Origin of the sequence: Stutzerimonas balearica DSM 6083 (genome assembly GCF_000818015.1) — a bacterium.
Taxonomy (GTDB): domain Bacteria; phylum Pseudomonadota; class Gammaproteobacteria; order Pseudomonadales; family Pseudomonadaceae; genus Stutzerimonas; species Stutzerimonas balearica.
Window position 1 is genome coordinate 169,734 of record NZ_CP007511.1, and the last position, 16,866, is coordinate 186,599.

10 protein-coding genes are annotated in these 16,866 nt (G+C 56.0%); all 10 read left to right on the forward strand.

Annotated features, from left to right (window positions below; all coding sequences use genetic code 11):
- The first annotated feature begins 132 nt into the window (after positions 1–132).
- Positions 133–1,614 (forward strand): sigma-54 interaction domain-containing protein, encoded by a 1,482-nt coding sequence (locus CL52_RS00755; protein ID WP_043217841.1) that lies wholly within the window; start codon positions 133–135, stop codon positions 1,612–1,614.
- A 49-nt stretch (positions 1,615–1,663) separates the two neighbouring features.
- Positions 1,664–5,044, forward strand: coding sequence for a type I restriction endonuclease subunit R (locus CL52_RS00760; RefSeq protein WP_043217842.1), 3,381 nt, complete (start codon positions 1,664–1,666; stop codon positions 5,042–5,044).
- Between the two features lie 8 nt (positions 5,045–5,052).
- Positions 5,053–7,176 carry a DNA recombination protein RmuC gene (locus CL52_RS00765; RefSeq protein WP_063613239.1) on the forward strand — a complete coding sequence of 708 codons (2,124 nt, stop codon included), beginning with the start codon at positions 5,053–5,055 and terminating at the stop codon, positions 7,174–7,176.
- Entirely contained in the window at positions 7,176–8,780 is a 1,605-nt protein-coding gene (locus CL52_RS00770; protein ID WP_043217845.1) for a type I restriction-modification system subunit M, read from the forward strand. The genes CL52_RS00765 and CL52_RS00770 overlap by 1 nt, the downstream gene beginning before the upstream one ends.
- Complete coding sequence (locus CL52_RS20435) at positions 8,777–9,952, forward strand: restriction endonuclease subunit S (RefSeq protein WP_074519786.1); 1,176 nt, start codon at positions 8,777–8,779, stop codon at positions 9,950–9,952. The genes CL52_RS00770 and CL52_RS20435 overlap by 4 nt, the downstream gene beginning before the upstream one ends.
- Positions 9,953–9,966: 14 nt before the next feature.
- Positions 9,967–10,089, forward strand: coding sequence for a hypothetical protein (locus tag CL52_RS21595; RefSeq protein WP_256363841.1), 123 nt, complete (start codon positions 9,967–9,969; stop codon positions 10,087–10,089).
- A gap of 77 nt (positions 10,090–10,166) precedes the next feature.
- Positions 10,167–11,876, forward strand: coding sequence for a dynamin family protein (locus CL52_RS00775; protein ID WP_043217847.1), 1,710 nt, complete (start codon positions 10,167–10,169; stop codon positions 11,874–11,876).
- 50 nt (positions 11,877–11,926) lie between these two features.
- On the forward strand, positions 11,927–14,170 hold the full coding sequence (locus tag CL52_RS00780) for a dynamin family protein (RefSeq protein WP_043217848.1): 2,244 nt from the start codon (positions 11,927–11,929) through the stop codon (positions 14,168–14,170).
- Positions 14,163–15,779, forward strand: coding sequence for a dynamin family protein (locus CL52_RS00785; RefSeq protein ID WP_043217852.1), 1,617 nt, complete (start codon positions 14,163–14,165; stop codon positions 15,777–15,779). The genes CL52_RS00780 and CL52_RS00785 overlap by 8 nt, the downstream gene beginning before the upstream one ends.
- A gap of 232 nt (positions 15,780–16,011) precedes the next feature.
- Positions 16,012–16,503 carry a hypothetical protein gene (locus CL52_RS00790; RefSeq protein ID WP_043217855.1) on the forward strand — a complete coding sequence of 164 codons (492 nt, stop codon included), beginning with the start codon at positions 16,012–16,014 and terminating at the stop codon, positions 16,501–16,503.
- The last annotated feature ends 363 nt before the right edge of the window (positions 16,504–16,866 follow it).

Sequence of the window (16,866 nt, forward strand, 5' to 3'; positions counted from 1 at the left end):
GCGCAACTTGAACATCCAGTCAGGCAGTTAAAGACCCGGGTTGAAGAATTGCTTTACTATTCGGACGCGAACCAGAGCACATTTTTCTCCTGCCTGCAAATGGGCAAGAGGGAGGCCGGGAGTACAGGGACAGTGGTAAAGAAGCAGCGCGTATTGGCCAGCTGGGTTGGCGGGAATGATCTCAAAGCAGTTGCAGGTGATGAGGCAGGCCCGATCTTGTCGACCCTGGACAAGGTGGCCTTTGATAGCGTCGAGCTGCTTTGTTCATACCCCGCCGAGATCGTTGAACCCTATTTGGCCTGGCTGCGCCAGCAGGTCAATGTATCAATCACCGCGCATTACGTTTGCCTGTCCTCCCCCGTTCATTTCGGGGAGATCTACCAAGCCGCCAGCCAGCATTTAAAACGTCTGTGCACTTCCGGCAATCAGCTTTCCATTCTGCTCAGTCCCGGCACACCGGCCATGCAAGCAGTGTGGATTCTTCTCGGCAAGACCCGCTACCCGGCAACCTTTTACCAGTCCTCATTAGAGCAAGGCGTTCAGCAGGTCGAAGTGCCTTTCGAGATCGCTGCCGAGTATGTGCCGGCTGCCAATACCATCAGCACCGACAAGTTGGTTCAGCTTGCGGGGCTGAATGTCCCGGTGAATGCAGCCTTCGACAGCATCGTGACGCAGAGCGAGCGCATGCTGGCACTCAAGGCGCAGGCGCAGATACTCGCGACGAAGCAGGTCCCAGTACAGATTTACGGTGAAACCGGCACCGGCAAAGAGCTGTTTGCCCGTGCCATTCACAACGCCAGCCCACGTTCTGCAGCGCCCTTTGTTGCGGTGAACTGCGGTGCTATCGCGCCGGAGCTGATCGATTCCACCTTGTTTGGTCACAAGAAGGGCGCATTCACCGGCGCTATTGCGGATCGCCCCGGCGTCGTCCAACAGGCCCATGGCGGCACGCTGTTTTTGGATGAATTTGGTGAGCTAACGCCGGATGTGCAAGTGCGCCTCCTGCGCGTATTGCAGGAAGGCACGTTTACCCCGGTTGGCTCCAGCCAGGAACTCAAGGCCGATGTGCGGCTGATCTCCGCCACTCACCGCAACCTGATGCAGGAAGTTGCTCACGGGCGCTTCCGTGAAGACCTGTTCTATCGCGTCGCTGTGGGGGTGCTGCACCTCCCGCCGCTCAGAGAGCGCGAAGGTGACCTGCTGTTACTGTCGGAAAGGCTGCTGGCAGGCATTGCCAGTCAGGACGCCAGTCTGGGCGATAAGAAAATTTCCGCAGAAGCAAAAAATCTTATTCTTCAAAACCCCTGGCGTGGCAACGTCCGCGAACTGCAATCCACCTTGTTGCGCGCAGCGCTCTGGTGTCAGGGGGATTTGATTGCTGCTCATGATATCGAGCAAGCACTGTTCAAGCTGCCGCAAGCGCAGGCTGATGTATTGGCTATGGATGTTACGCAAGGCATTGATCTGCAACAGGTAATCGCCGATGTGGCAGGGCATTATCTGCGCAAGGCGCTGACGCTCACCGGCAATAACAAGACCCGTGCGGCCAGCCTGCTAGGCCTAAGAAGCCAGCAGACGCTGAGCAATTGGATGGACAAGTACGGCATCGAATAAAACTTGGCACGGTCCTCGCTCTAGGACCGTCATGGACAGAATCGCCTTTATGAAATCAGTCAACTTCGAATTTCTCCGTCCCGGCAACGAACTGCTGGCGAACTTGGCCGGCCTCGCCGAGGCGGTACTGCACATCGATCCGGGCAGTGCACTTACTCGCCTGCGTAGCTTTGCCGAAGAGCTGACCAAAGCCATCTACAAGGAAGAGCTGCTGCCGCGCCTGCCGCAGTCGAGCTTCTATGAGTTGGTAAAAAACCCGGTGTTTGTCGATTGCGTCAGCAAGCCCTTGGTTCACCAGATCAACTTTCTGCGCATCCAGGGAAACGATACCGCCCACGGTGCCGAAGGCGAGCTGCGCAACGCACAGGCGGCGCTCAAGACTGCCTACCAGCTGGCCATGTACATGGCCATCAAGTACTACGGCACAGCGCAAGCGACAATTCCCGAGTTTTCCGAAGTGCAGGATCCGACTGCCGCGCTGCTCAACCTGCAGAAAACCGTTTCCAGCTATGAGAAGGAGCTCAACCAGCAGCAGGAAGAGCTGCAGCGCGTCATGGACAAGCTGGAGCAGGAGCGCACCCGCAACCTGGACAAGCTTGAACCTCCGGCCAAGCCCGATCAGCAGAAGCGCCAACAGCAGAGCCAACAGGTTGCAGACAGCCTGCAATGGAACGAGGCCAAGACCCGCGCGCTACTGATCGACGCAATGCTGCTGCAGGCCGGGTGGGATGTCAGCAATCCAGCGCAGGTTGGCCTGGAAGTGGATGTGGACTTCCCCGATAACGTCTCAGGCAAAGGCCGTGCTGACTATGTGCTGTGGGGCGACAACGGCCAGCCGCTAGCCGTTATCGAAGCCAAAAAATCGGGAAATGTGAGCCTGCAGGCTGGCCGGGAACAGGCCCGCATGTACGCCGATGGTTTCGAACGGATGGGCAAGCAGCGCCCGGTCATTTTCTACAGCAACGGCTATGAAACCTTCATTTGGGATGACAAACAGTACAACACTTATCGTCCGGTATACGGTCTCTATAGCAAGGACAGCCTGGAATATCTCACCTACCAGCGGCAGTACCGCGAACCTGAACCCGAGAGATTCAATCCTGATCTGAGCATCGCAGACCGGGATTATCAGATCGAAGCCATCAAGACCGTAGCCAAGCATTTCCAGGATCAACGCCGCAAGGCATTGATCATCCAGGCCACCGGCACCGGCAAGACTCGTGTTGCAATCGGTCTGGCCGAACTGCTGCTGCGTACCGGCTGGGCGAAGCGCGTGCTGTTCCTTTGCGACCGAAAGGAATTGCGCGTCCAAGCCGATGATGCGTTCAAGCAGAATCTACCGAGCGAGCCCCGCTGCGTGATTGGCGAAACTGGCAAGGTGGACCAGACCGCGCGTATCTACATCGCCACCTACCCGGGCATGATGAACCGCTTCGCCCAGCTCGATGTTGGCTTCTTCGATTTGATCATCGCCGACGAAAGCCACCGCAGCATCTATAACAAGTACCGCGACCTGTTCGATTACTTCGATGCGCTGCAGGTGGGCCTGACAGCCACGCCGGTCAAGTTCGTTAGCCGAAACACCTTCGATTTGTTCGACTGTGACACCACGGACCCAACCTTCGAGTACGGCCTGGATAAGGCGATCAACAACGATCCGCCTTACTTGGTTCCGCCGAGGGTAAAAGACCTGACCACCGACTTCCTGCGCGACGGCATCCACTACAACGACCTGAGCGAAGACCAAAAGCGACAGCTTGAAGAGGATCTGGGCGAGGAAGAGGCCAAGCGCACCACCATTGCTGGCAAGGACATCGGGCGCAAGATCTTCAGCGAAGACACCGACCGCATCATTCTGGAAAACCTGATCAACAACGGCATCAAGGATGAGACCGGTTCACTGGTGGGCAAGACAATCGTCTTTGCCCAGCGGCAGGACCATGCCGAGCATCTGGAAAAGCTGTTCTGCAAGCTCTACCCGCAGTACGGCACCAAGGTCTGCAAGGTCATCCACAACGAAATTCCGCATGTGGATACGCTGATCAAGGAGTTCAAGAAGCCTGATAACGACTTCCGTATCGCCATCTCGGTGGACATGCTCGACACCGGTATCGACGTGCCTGAAGTGGTCAATCTGGTCTTCGCCAAGCCGGTCAAATCCTGGGTCAAGTTCTGGCAGATGATCGGCCGTGGCACTCGTCTGCGCCCGAACCTGTTCGGCCCGGGCAAGGACAAGACCGAGTTCCTCATATTCGACCACTACGGAAACTTCGATTTTTTCGAGGAGGAATATCAGGAGCCAGAAGACACGGGTGGCAAGTCTCTACTCCAAACCACCTTCGAGGCACGTTTGGAGTTGGCCCAGGCCGCACTGAAAAAGAATCATGCTGCGGCCTTCGATGCGGCTATCGCATTGCTGCGTGCAGATATCAACGATCTGCCAGACGACAGCGTTGCAGTGAAGCGCGAGCTGCGCCTGGTTCACCAGCTGCAGCAGACCGATCTGCTGATGAGCTTCAACGCGAAAACCCAACACCTTTTGACTGGCACCATCGCGCCACTGATGTCTGCCCGGGTCCTGAGCGATAAGCATGCCACCGCTTTTGACAAGCTTATGGCGGGTATCCAGCGCTGTATGGTTGACCAAGCCAGCTGCTTTGAGGACGGCAAGAATGCCTTGCTCGCTGAGCTGGACAAGCTGGCGGTCAACATCCAGGCGGTACGTCAGAAGGATTCGATCATCGCCGAGGTTCGCAGCGCAGATTTCTGGCTTCAGCCGACAATAGAAAAGCTGGAGAACGCCCGTAAGGAGCTGCGCGGCATCATGAAGTACCGCCAGACAACAGGCGGTGGCGGATACGCCATGCCCAGCACCACGACCGGCGATGGTGGCGTACAGGTCGGCGTACGCGAAGTGAAAATTGCCGGTGCCAACGAGGCAATGATCTACCGCCGTCGCCTCAAGGACATCCTCGACGGCATGCTGGCTGCCAACCCGACTCTGCAGAAGATCCATAAAGGCGAGCCCATCGCGGAGGCAGAGCTGAAAACGCTCACCTCAACCATTCTCACCAGCCATCCGGGGGTGAGCCTGGAGGTGCTCAACGAGTTCTACGGTCGCACGGCAGATCAGCTCCACCTCACCGTGCGCGAGATTGTCGGCCTGGATGCGCAGGCAATCGAGCAGCATTTCAAAAGCTTCCTTCATAGCCATCCAGCCCTTACAGCCCAGCAGGTGCGCTTTATGAACCTGCTTAAAACCTACATTGCCCAGCACGGCAGCATCGTGATCGAAAAGCTCTACGACGCGCCTTTTTCCAGCATCGCTCACGACGGTATCGACGGTGTATTTACGCCCGAGGATGTCACCGAGCTGGTCGCCGTGCTCAAGCCCTTTTTGCGCGGGGATAACCCGCCAGCCAGTCACTAGGAGTGATCATGCAAGCCAGCCAATGGACGACTGAAATCATCGCGATCAGCGCGGTACTCGCCTTAGCCAGTCTTGTGATCGGCTACTTCATCGCCACCCTTCGGCAGGGCCGACAGATCGGCACGCTGACCGCACAGCTTGAGCAGGCGCAACAGGGGCAGGCCTCAGCAATAGCCGCCAGCACGGCGCTGAGTGAGCAACTCAAGGCTGCAGAAGCACGCAGTCAGGAGCTTCAAGTCGCAGAAAGCACACTGAAGGCCAAACTGCAGGCGGCTTTCGATAATGTGACGCGACTGAACCACGAGCTGCAGGAGAGCAAGGATGAAAAGGCAGCCCAAAATCTAAAACTTGAGGACGTCAATCGGCAGCATCACGAAACCGCCAAGCGCCTCGAAACCGCGCAAGCCGATAGCCGATCGCTGCACGAGCAAGTCACCGACCTGCGCGATCGCCTGAGCACCGCGCAAGCCGCTATCACCTCGCTGCAAGGCGAGCGCGACAACCTCAAAAACGAGCTGGCAAGCCTGGATGCCAGCGCCAAGGTGGCGGCAACAGGCGAGCGCGAGGCACGCGAACAACTCGCTGAGATTCGTCAGCAATTGGCCAGCCGAGCCCAGCAATACAATGAGCTGCTTGGGCGTTATCAGCCGCTCAGCAATCAACATGCGGAGCTCAATACGTCGCTGCAAAAACGTGAAGAGCTTGTGGCCGAATTGCGTGATCGACTAAATGCTGCCGAGACTGTTAATGCACAACTGCAGACTGATCGGGATCAGCTGAAGGATTCGCTAGCAAACGAAAGCAAACGCAGCCAATCCTTGGCGACATCCGAGCGTGAAGTCCGCGAGCAGCTGCAAGACATTAAAGCCCAGCAAGTGGCTGCCGCTGAACGCTACGAAGCGCTCCATGCCCGCTTTACCGCACAGAGCAGCGAGTACACCAAGCTCAAAACCGAGCTGGATGAGCGCGAAGCCAGCCATGCCCGGGAGCTGGCCAACTTCGAGCAACAGAAAGCCAGCCTGAGCGAGCAGTTCAAGCTGCTCTCCAACGAGATTCTAGAAGCGAAAACCCAGGCCCTGCAGGAAAGCAGCAAGCTCAGTCTGAGTGCCGTGATGACGCCGTTCCAGCAGTCGATCGACACCTTCAAACGTGAAGTGCAAGAGATCCACCACCGCGAAACCACCCAGCAAGGTGAGCTGCGCAAGGAGCTGGAGTCTCTCAAGGCGCTGAACCAGCAGATCACCACTGAAGCTCACGAGCTTTCCACTGCACTGCGCGGCCAGAAAAAGCTTCAGGGCAACTGGGGTGAGCTCGTGCTTGAGAACGTGCTGGATCGCTCCGGCCTGCAGAAGGGCAAGGATTACGATCGCGAAGTCAGTTTTACTACTGAAGCGGGCCGCCAGCGTCCTGATGCCGTGGTGTACCTGCCGCAGGGCAAGCACCTGATTATCGACGCCAAGGTATCGCTCAATGCCTATACCCGCTTCGTGAATGCCGAAGACGAGGGCGAGCGCGCTATTGCCCTTAAGGAGCATGTGCAGGCTGTCGGTAATCGGATCAAGGAACTGGCGGATCGTGATTACTACAAGCTGCCAGGGCTGAATTCGCCGGACATGGTGTTCATGTTCATTCCCATTGAATCTGCGTTTGTTGAGGCCCTCAAGGCTGATGAAACTCTGTTCCAGAGGGCCATCGAGAACAATGTGTTGGTGGCCACACCCACCACCTTGCTGACCAGCCTCAACATTGTCCGCCAGCTCTGGCGCTACGAAGACCAGAACAAGCACACCGCCGCCCTGGCCAGCCGGGCAGAGGCGGTCTTTAAAAAGCTCAACACCTTCCTCGCCAGCTTCGAGAAGATCAAGAAGGGCCTGGAAACGGCCACCGAAGCCTACGTCAAGGCCGAAGGCCAACTGGTCAGCGGCAAGGGCAACCTGGTCAAACAGGTGGGCGAATTCAAGAACCTGGCACCCGCCATCAAGGCGCAGCTACCAGCCTACTTCGCCGACAAGGCTGCGCTGGAAATCGACTTCATCCCTGCCGAGCAGAATATCGAGGTGCTGACCGACAGCGCCGACGATGAAGAGCTGCTCGCCGAAGCCGACACTGAAACCGACTACGAGACCGCCTGATGCTCACCGGCAAAATCCGCAACGATATCGATAAGCTCTGGGAAAAGTTCTGGACGGGTGGCATAACCAACCCGCTGACCGTGATCGAGCAGATCAGCTACCTGATGTTCGCCCGCATGCTCGACATGCAGGAAGACGTGGCCGAGCGCAAGGCCAACCGCACCGGCAAGCCCTTCGACCGACTGTTTCCTAACACGCCGGATGGCCAGCTACTGCGCTGGAAGAACTTCCGCAACATGAGCGGCCGGGAGCTGCACAAGCACCTCAAGCAGAACGTTTACCCCTACTTCGCCAAGCTGGGCCGAAAGTCCGATGCGGTCGATGGCCTGGGTGAGGACGGCAGTGCGCTGGAAGCGCTCGGCCACATCGGCGAATACATGCAGGACGCCGACCTGGAGATCAAGAACGAGTCCGTGCTCACCTCCGCCGTGGAGATGGTCAACGACCTGCCGCTGACCCAGAGCGACGTGAAGGGCGATATCTACGAATACCTGCTGAGCAAGCTCACCACTGCCGGCATCAACGGCCAGTTCCGCACGCCGCGCCACATCATCGACGCCATGATCGAGCTGATCGCCCCGCAGCCAAGCGAAGTGATCTGCGACCCCTCCTGCGGCACGGCGGGCTTTCTTGCCCGCACCATGGAATACCTCAATCGCGTGCACTCCAGCCCGGAGGGCACCTTCACCGACGAAGACGGCAACCTGCATTACTCGGGCGACCTACTGGAGCCCTATCGCGATCACATCAACAAGCACATGTTCTGGGGCTTCGATTTCGACACCACCATGCTTCGTGTCTCCAGCATGAACATGATGCTGCACGGGGTGAATGGCGCGAACATCCGCTATCAGGACTCCCTGAGCAAATCCATCAAGGAGCACTACCCGCGCCAGGAGGAAAACTTCTTCGACGTGGTGCTGGCCAACCCGCCGTTCAAAGGCAGCCTGGACGAAAGCAACACCAACCCGGATGTGCTCGGCCTGGTGAAAACCAAGAAAACCGAGCTGCTGTTCGTCGCCCACATTCTGCGCTCGCTCAAGCTCGGGGGTCGTGCCGCCGTGATCGTGCCGGACGGCGTGTTGTTCGGCTCCAGCAAGGCGCACCAGCAACTGCGCCAGGAGCTGCTCGACAACAACCAGCTGGAAGGCATCGTCAGCCTGCCCAGCGGGGTGTTCAAACCCTACGCCGGCGTCAGCACTGCCATCCTGATCTTCACCAAGGGCGGCAGCACCGAGCGTGTGTGGTTCTACGACCTGCAGGCCGACGGCTACTCGCTGGACGACAAACGCACCGAGCTGAAAGGCGAGGGCAGCAATGACCTACCTGACGCCATCGCCCAGTGGCACAAATACCGGCAGATGGTCGAAGGCAATGTCAGCGCCAGCACCATCAACACCCTGTTCGGCGACAAGCGCAAAAAGGCCTTTGTTGTGCCCGCCGAAGATATCGCCGCCAACAAGTACGACCTCTCCATCAACCGTTACAAGGAAGTGGAGTACCAGCAGGAGCAGTACGAAGATCCGAAAGTGATACTGCAACGGCTCAAAGGTCTGGAGCAGGAGATTCTGGCGGATCTGGATGAACTGGAGGGGATGCTGTGAAGAATGTCCCTCTCGGTGATATTGCTACATTGGTCCGTGGGGTTAGCTTTTCCAAAGAGGAAGGGAGCCTTCTTCCTCTAGAGGGGCATTTACCTGTTATCAGAGCTGGAAGTATTCAGGAGTCACTATTGCTCCGTGAGGGGCAAATCTGGGTGCCAGCTGACAAGATAAAGAGCAGTCAGAAGATTCGAATTGATGACATTGTGATGTGTACTTCTTCTGGAAGTTCTGATCTGGTTGGCAAGTGTGCACGGTCAACGGAAGATTTTGATGGGTCTTTTGGCGCCTTTTGTGCTGGGATAAGAGCTGATCAGGAAAAAGCATCACCTTCATATTTGTATCACTTCTTATGCTCTCCAGTATTTAAGAATTGGACTAGTGCTTCTTCTGGTGCGAATATTAAAAATATAAGAGTTTCTGAGCTGGCCGAATTCCAAGTCCCTCTCCCATCCCTGCCCGAACAAAAGCGCATCGCCGCCATCCTCGACAAGGCTGACGCCATCCGCCGCAAACGCCAGCAAGCCATCCAGCTCGCCGACGATTTCTTAAGTGCACAGTTTTTGCAAAAATTTGGTGATCCCAAGGATTCGCCCTTCGGCTCTAGGTCACTAAAGGATGTTGCCTTAAAAGTTACAGATGGTGCTCATTTTACGCCTACTTATGTTGACTCGGGCATACCTTTTCTGAGGGTGACTGATATTAATAGGGGTGAAGTTGACTGGTCGAAAGTGAAATATATTCCACTTGAAGAGCATCAAGAGTTAATTAAGCGCTGCAAACCTGAAAAAGGTGATGTTCTTTATTCAAAGAATGGAACCATTGGTGTGCCTAGATTGATTGACTGGGATCAGGAGTTTAGTATTTTTGTCAGTTTGTGTTTGATTAAACCGAATCCGAATTATCTGAGGGGGCGATATTTGTATTCGTTCTTGCAAACGCCGTTTGCATTGAAACAGGCCACTCAAAAAGCAAAATCCGCAACAGTAACAAACTTGCACTTGGTGGAGATCAAGGAGATAAAGCTGCCTGTGCCATCATTAGCCATTCAGGATGAATGGATTGATTTTGTAGATAATTTTGGCTGTATGAGAGCACGGCTAATAGAGTCGCTAAATACATCAAATGACGCTTTTAATTCGCTAAGCCAAAAAGCCTTTTCCGGCATGCTGTAGATAAGGAAATCCACATGCGCCTCAAGTCCGTCAAGCTCAGCCATTTTCGCGGCTACCGCACTACCACGGTTATTCCCATCGACGAAGCCATGGCCGGCTTCGTCGGGCCGTACCAAGCAGCGCAGACTGCCCACTAGAGAAAACACCAACACGCCAGGTGCCTGACGCCCAACCGACACGCACCCACACAACCGACAAGGAATAGGTAAATTTTATGCTCGACACGCAAAAGGCTCTTATTAGTTATCTAAATTCTTTAGCTCAGGTCATCGAAAACGTTCGTACGGCTGAGCTGGATATCAAAGGCGAGCCCACACAAACTCAGGCGTTTGCGCAGGCGGTTGCAGAACGTGAACTGCTGGTACCTGTGGTGGGTGCGTTCAGCGCCGGTAAATCTTCGCTTCTCAATGCCATCATCGGCAGCAGCATCCTGCCGATGGATATCAAGCCGGAAACCGCTATCCCAACCGAGTTGCGCCACGATACGCAGGAGCGGCTGGAGGCTTTGTTTGCCGATGGCCGTACCGAGCGATTCGGCATTGAGCAGTTGCCTGCCCTGCAGGAGCGGGCGGAAGAGCTTCAGCTATTGCGGCTATACATCAACCGTCCGGCGTTGAAGGGGCTGGCGCCGCTGGTGCTGGTGGATATGCCCGGTTTCAATTCGCCGCTCGATGCCCATAACAAAGCCATCGCCCACTACATCGGCGAAGGGGCGCACTATCTGTTTGTGGTCAGTGTTGAAGAAGGATCGTTGCACAAGCAGATCCTGCGCAATATGGATGAAGTCACTCTCATGGGCCGCAACTTCAGCGTTTGCGTGAACAAGGCAGACCTCAAGCCCGCTGCCGATGTGCAGGGCATTTGCGACTACATCAGCGAGCAACTCGAGGATGAGGGCTTTCCGGCCACGGTATGCGCTGTCAGCAAAAACGATATCTCCTCCGTCAACGCCATGCTGGGCAGCTTCAATCCAGAGGAGCTGTTCGGCTCAATTTTCCAGCCTGAACTGCTCCAGCAAAATTTCGCCATCGAAAGCACCCTGAGTACGGCGCTGGCTGGGCTGAACAGCGACAAGGAAAGTAACGAGCAGAAAATTGCTGAGATAGAAGATGCCTTGCGCGCCTTGGAGCAAGAGCGTGAGCAGCAAACCCAGGCAAACAGTGCCGGGAATCTGGAGCGCATTGTCGATGAGGTATTGCGCAGCGTGCACACACGCCTTGCCGGCTCTATAGATGAGATGGCCCGCGCGGCCTTGCGCAGCCAGGATGAGATGACTCGGATCATTTCCGATGAAGTGCGCAGCGGTCTGACTGTAGGGCTTAAGCGAGCTACGGACAGTATGTCTGCCCATATGGTGAATGAGTTCAGCCAGCACGTCAGCGGCTCCCTGCGGCCGGAGCTGCATCTGACGCAGAACAACTGGACAGACAGCTTGCTGCAAACGCTGCAAGCGCAGCTGCTGCCAGGCCTGCTTTCGGCTATTGGCGGCCAAGCCGGCGGCGCAGCCAGTGGACTGTTGACCACTGCGATGTCAAGCATGGCAGCCGCGCGTCTTATCCCCAATCCCATCCTCCAGGTCGTGGTTACCGTCCTGCCCAGTCTGCTCGGCGCGCTTTTCAGTCGCATTAGCGAGGGGCAAAAGCTGGAGCAGGCCAAGGACGCTATTCGCACACAGGTACTGCCGGATGTGGAGCGCGGCCTGCGCCCAGAGATCAGCAGCTTCCTGCTCCAGGCGCAGGAAGAAATCGTGCGAGCTGTCTCTGATGCTTTTGACCAGCAGATCAAAGCGCAAAAAGACATTTTGGAAAAAATCAATCAGCAAGCCGAGAGCGGCAATCTCGAGGCGCGGATCCGGGTATTGGAAGAAGCCCTTGCCGAGGTGCGTGCGCTGGCTCATGCGCATTTGCAGACCGCTAAGCGGTAATGCAGCGAGTACCACCGCAAGTAGCTGTTTATACATTTAAGGAAGAGATCATGCTCGTCGAGCAACGCATCGAAAAACTCGTGAATGGCATGCAAAAGCTGAATGCCATTGTCGCCAAATATCCCGGTCCCGGTTTCACTGATGGCGTTTATGGCGACTCAGCGCCGCTTAAGCCGGAAACGGTACAGCGTGATGCGAACGCAATGGCGCAGGAAGGGCGCAATCTGCGCGTGGGCGTCATTGGCAGGGTCAAGGCAGGCAAGTCTTCACTGCTCAATGCGCTGATGTTCGACGGTAAGGATGTACTGCCCCAGGCCGCTACGCCGATGACCGCTTCGCTGACGGTTCTGCGCTACAGCGAGCAGGCCAACCCCTATGCTGAGGTGGAGTATTTCCTCCCGGAAGACGTGAACGATATGCGCCTGCTGGCAGAGGAGTATGACGAGCGCTTCCGAATTGCCTTGGCAGAAAGGCAGAAAGCCGCCGAAGAAAAGGCGGCCCGCCCAGGTGCCCGCGCTGTGCCAAAACCAGACCCGGAGCGCCTCAAGGCCTCGGTAAAACGTGAGCTCGATGCCGACCCAAGATTGGGCGGTGCTAAGGATATGTATGAACGTATCCGCGTTGCCGGTGGCTTGCCAGCCAATGAGACTCAGCGCATTGAAGGGCGTGATCTTGCGGACCTGCAAACCAAGCTGGCTGATTATGTCGGTGCAGGAGGGCGCTTTACGCCCTTCACCAAGTGTCTGTCGCTGTATTTACCGCTACCGGCGCTAGAAGGCGTGGATGTAGTCGATACCCCCGGCGTGAATGACCCTATTCGTTCCCGTGAAGAGCGCACCATGGAGGAACTGCACAATTGTGATGTGGTTTTCGTGGTCAGCCCTTCGGGGCAGTTCCTGAACCAACAGGATCTGGACCTGATGGGCCGTCTGACCTACAAGGATGGCGTGCGCGAGGTCTTTCTTGTCGCCAGCCAAATTGACGGTCAGTTGTTTGGCAGCGAGCGTGATAAACACGAAGGTCGCCTTCCCGACGTGCTGCAAGGGCTGCGGCACACCTTGGCAAGCCAGGCCGGGGGCTCCCTCGGGGCTGTACCAGGCGGCAATCAGGGCCTGGACACGCTTAAAAGCCAACTGGCGGAGCGCCTCGTTGTTACCTCCAGCGTTGCCTATGCCCTGTTGACCCAACCCGAATCCGATTGGGATGACAACGCACGCCATACCTGGTCGCTGCTGAGTACAGGTTATCCGGCGGAGTGCGCTCAAGTGGCCAGCGCCAAGAGCCACCTCGAGGCTATGGCCGGCATTGCGCAAACCGAGCTCATGCTTGAGCAGGTGCGTGGGCGTAAGCAGGCCATCACTGACGAAAAGATCAACGCTTTTCTGGATGACCAAGCCAAGGCCTTGCGTGGATACCTGGACGGTGCACCAGAGGCTGTGCGGCGTAACCGTGAAGAGATCGTCAATGCCAAGGCCGGCGACTTGGAAGAAAAGCTCAGCGCCATGCAAAGCTTCCGTGAAGCGGCTGTCCGGGCAACCAATGTTGCCGTGGGGGATATTGCAGAGGACGCCGGGGAGAGCTTACGCAGGCAAATAAACAGTAAGATCCAAGAACTTTTCAGCGGTGCTCAAAATACGGCTGAGCAGTCGAAAGACTATGAGGTCGAATACACAGATCCAAGTACCTTACGCAAGGTCGCTAGCTTCCTTACTTTGGGGTTAGTCAGTGCCGAGCGAACATCAAAAACAGTCCAGACCGTTGATTCCACTAAAATTCGCAGTGCGCTCGAGGGTTTTCAGGCTTCATTCAGCACTCAAATAACCACTCTTGTCGATAACACTCGCCAAGGGCTTCGCAAGAAAATCGAAGCAGGGATTCTGGCGGCTCTGCGAGAGCACAAGGTTGTCAGCGATCGGGATATCGATACTACCCGTCTCGCGCAAGCGTGCAGGTCCGCCTTGGCCATGGTCCGGGACTTCGATGATCCTGAGCTGCCTTCACTGCCATCCAACCTGATGCAAAACGGCACATTGAAAGGCAGTGACGCCAGCAGTTACGAAAGCGCTGCCCTGGAATATCTAGCACAACTGAAAAAGTTGGCTGCCAAAGAAGCGCGTGTTCTGACAAAGAGTTTCGAAGAACGCTTAAATGCTGCCGATGTGGGTAATGCGCTTTTTGTGCATTACGAAGAGCATCTCAATGGGGTCAGAGCGCAGATACAAGACAGGGATAAAACCTTGCAGCGCTACGACGAGCTGTTGGTCGAACTCCAGGAGCTGCAAAGTTATGTCTGACTTATTGCTCACGCCTCAGTTGGAGCCTGCACTTACGCGCCTGAAAAGCATTTGGCCGTGGGGCCGCAAGGGGCTGATCGAGCAGCTTCAGCAGCACATCACAGCCGCCGATGAGCGTACGGTGCGCATGCAGGCCTTGCGCCAGCGCATCGAGGCTGAGCTAACCAGGGTCAAAGCCGAGCTAGTCAGAACTGAAACCGATCTCGAACAGTGGCAGTCGCAGCATCAGCAGTTAGAGGCGGCGCACGCTGTGCAAACGCAGCAGCTACTGGAGCGATCAATCGCCTATGACGCGTTGAAAGAGTCGCAAGAGCAGCTTCAGCTTGAGTATGAAACGCTCGGCAAAACGGCGGCTTTGATCGAGAGCCGCTACACCCTGGTCTGCAATATCCTCAACAGCAAGCCGGCCGAGAACGCTGCCCTGAGCGAGCTAAAGGGTTGGTTGGCAGGCGAATTCGCCCGAGACGTGCAGAGGCTCGAACTGTCCGCCGATGTTACCAGTCCGGCTTTGGAGCAGGCGAACGCTATCGGGTTGCACGTAGAGCTTCTCAGCGACTCGCCTGCACTGCGTACCAAGTTCCTGGTAGCAGTGGCTGGTGGCTTCAGCAGTGGCAAATCATCCTTCGTTACCAGCTTCATGCGTAAGGAATATTCGCAGCTGCTGGCAAAGGGTATCCAGCCGGTAACAGCGATTCCAACCTATGTGATGCCTGGCAATGAACTCTCAATCTATGGGCACACCAGCAAAGGCGCACACGTCCAGCTATCGAAGGATGAGTACGCTCAACTGACACATGACTTCATTGCGAACATGGGTTTCAGCGTTAAAGAGATCATGCCGCATGTGGTGATCGAATCCCCCATGCCCGGGCTGAAGCACCTTGCCTTCATCGATATGCCGGGTTACGACCCGGCAGCTTCTGATACAGCTGATACTGCCGCTGATCATGGAATCGCCAGCGCCGCCTTGAGCGAAGCGGATGCTGTGATCTGGCTGGTTGCGCTGGACAGTAACGGCACCTTACCCGCCAATGATCTCGAGTTTTTGCTGCAGCACGCCGATGACAGACCGTTATACGTCGTGCTCAACAAGGCAGATCTGCGGCCTCTCGCCAACCTGGAAGCAGTTATTGAGGAGATCAAAGAGCACTTGGAAGACAGCGGCATTCAATTCGAGGGTATTTGTGCTTACAGCTCAACGCTCGCAAAAGAACTGCTGCATGAAGGCAAAAGCCTCAGCGAAGTCATGAATGAGTGGGATCACTTGTCTGACGCAGCGCTTGTTCTCCATAAAGAATTCGACACGTTAGTTACAAACTTGGCGAAACACTCCAGCCAACAGCTCCATAAAGTCGAAATGGTCGGCGAGCTGGCTCACTCGCTTGAACTAGATATCTTAGAGATAGCAGGCTCTGAATCGGCAGTTTTCCAGACGGCTCAAAGTAGAATTAGACAGTTGAAAGAGCTGGCAGAGAGTATTTTTGGCGTCGAGCGAAGCGAAATATCTCAGACGCTTGAGAATATGCGTTTGTGTGGTCACAAACTTCTGCAGGAAAATTTCGGACCGTATCTCGTTCATCCGTTAAAGCATGAAGTGTCCTTGGAGTAAGGTCTTTCACAGATTCGGCTGCTATAGGACGGTGCGCGGCACGGTTTAGCTGAAAGCCGATGGGAGTGCTGGCACTGCATTCCTGCAAGGGCTTCGGCAACATCGTCAAAGCCCTTCATCGCTCAGCTATTGCTGTTCGATGAGCACTGAGCAGCAAGCCGGGTGCAGAGCTGGCCAGTGATGGCATTTTGATGCATCTTATATCGATCCATTCAGCAAGGACGTTTACGAAATGCTCTCTTCCCGCTATGTCGGCAGCGCCAAGGAGCTCAAAAAAGCTCTGAACGACAAGGCCGACTACATTGTAATCACTGACAAGAAACTCGCTTTCGCTGTACGTGTGATTAAGTCGGTCACTTACGCCAAACTAGCAATTGTCGCAACCGGCGCGGGAGTTGCCGCTGTTGGTTTCTGGAACCCTGCCGGCTGGGGAGCTGGCGCAGCTACTGCAGTTACAGCCTCGGGGCTTGTCGCCTCGGGTATCACTGCGGTCGGAGGCGCTGCGGCTATTTCTGCGGCAGGCATCTCTGGCGGTACGGCCGCGGTGATAGTTGCATGCATCTCTGTCTTGGGTGTGCTGGGACTTGCGGCACTGGCGATGCATAAGGATTACGCTTTGGACATCGATGCCAGTACAAGCGGACAGGTAGGTGCCTCGGGCGAAAAGCCAGAGATGGGGGGCGGCGGCGCTTTCAAGATGTCGCTCAAGCGCAATGCTAAGTAGCTTCTGGCCGGGCCCGCTGTACTTCTTTTTGTGCAAGAGGTGCGATCACCGCTTCACGTCAAAACGGCGCTTTGGGCTCAAATGTCCCGTGTGCGGCAGTATTAATGTGAGGCGAGATAAGGTCATGGATAAGACCATCTCCAAGTGAGGCTCTAGCCTCCTTAACCACTACCCCCGAGGCTGCAGTGCAGTGTCGGGTGCAATTCGGGCGGTTACCCCATCGACTGCCGAGAGGACTAGTCATTCAACATTGCAGGAACCGTCTCGCAGAAAGCTGATTATCTTCAGCTGTCGAAGTTACTTGATGCGTTTGTCCAAAGTCTGAATCGGAAGCTACTTCGCGAGAAGGGCTGAACTTCTGAG

Excerpts from the sequence above, each read along its gene's own strand:
- CL52_RS00790 (WP_043217855.1), top strand. The coding sequence starts at position 16,012 with ATGCTCTCTTCCCGCTATGTCGGCAGCGCCAAGGAGCTCAAAAAAGCT.
- CL52_RS00770 (WP_043217845.1), top strand. The coding sequence starts at position 7,176 with ATGCTCACCGGCAAAATCCGCAACGATATCGATAAGCTCTGGGAAAAG.
- CL52_RS21595 (WP_256363841.1), top strand. The coding sequence starts at position 9,967 with ATGCGCCTCAAGTCCGTCAAGCTCAGCCATTTTCGCGGCTACCGCACT.
- CL52_RS00775 (WP_043217847.1), top strand. The coding sequence starts at position 10,167 with ATGCTCGACACGCAAAAGGCTCTTATTAGTTATCTAAATTCTTTAGCT.
- CL52_RS00785 (WP_043217852.1), top strand. The coding sequence starts at position 14,163 with ATGTCTGACTTATTGCTCACGCCTCAGTTGGAGCCTGCACTTACGCGC.
- CL52_RS00780 (WP_043217848.1), top strand. The coding sequence starts at position 11,927 with ATGCTCGTCGAGCAACGCATCGAAAAACTCGTGAATGGCATGCAAAAG.
- CL52_RS00765 (WP_063613239.1), top strand. The coding sequence starts at position 5,053 with ATGCAAGCCAGCCAATGGACGACTGAAATCATCGCGATCAGCGCGGTA.
- CL52_RS00760 (WP_043217842.1), top strand. The coding sequence starts at position 1,664 with ATGAAATCAGTCAACTTCGAATTTCTCCGTCCCGGCAACGAACTGCTG.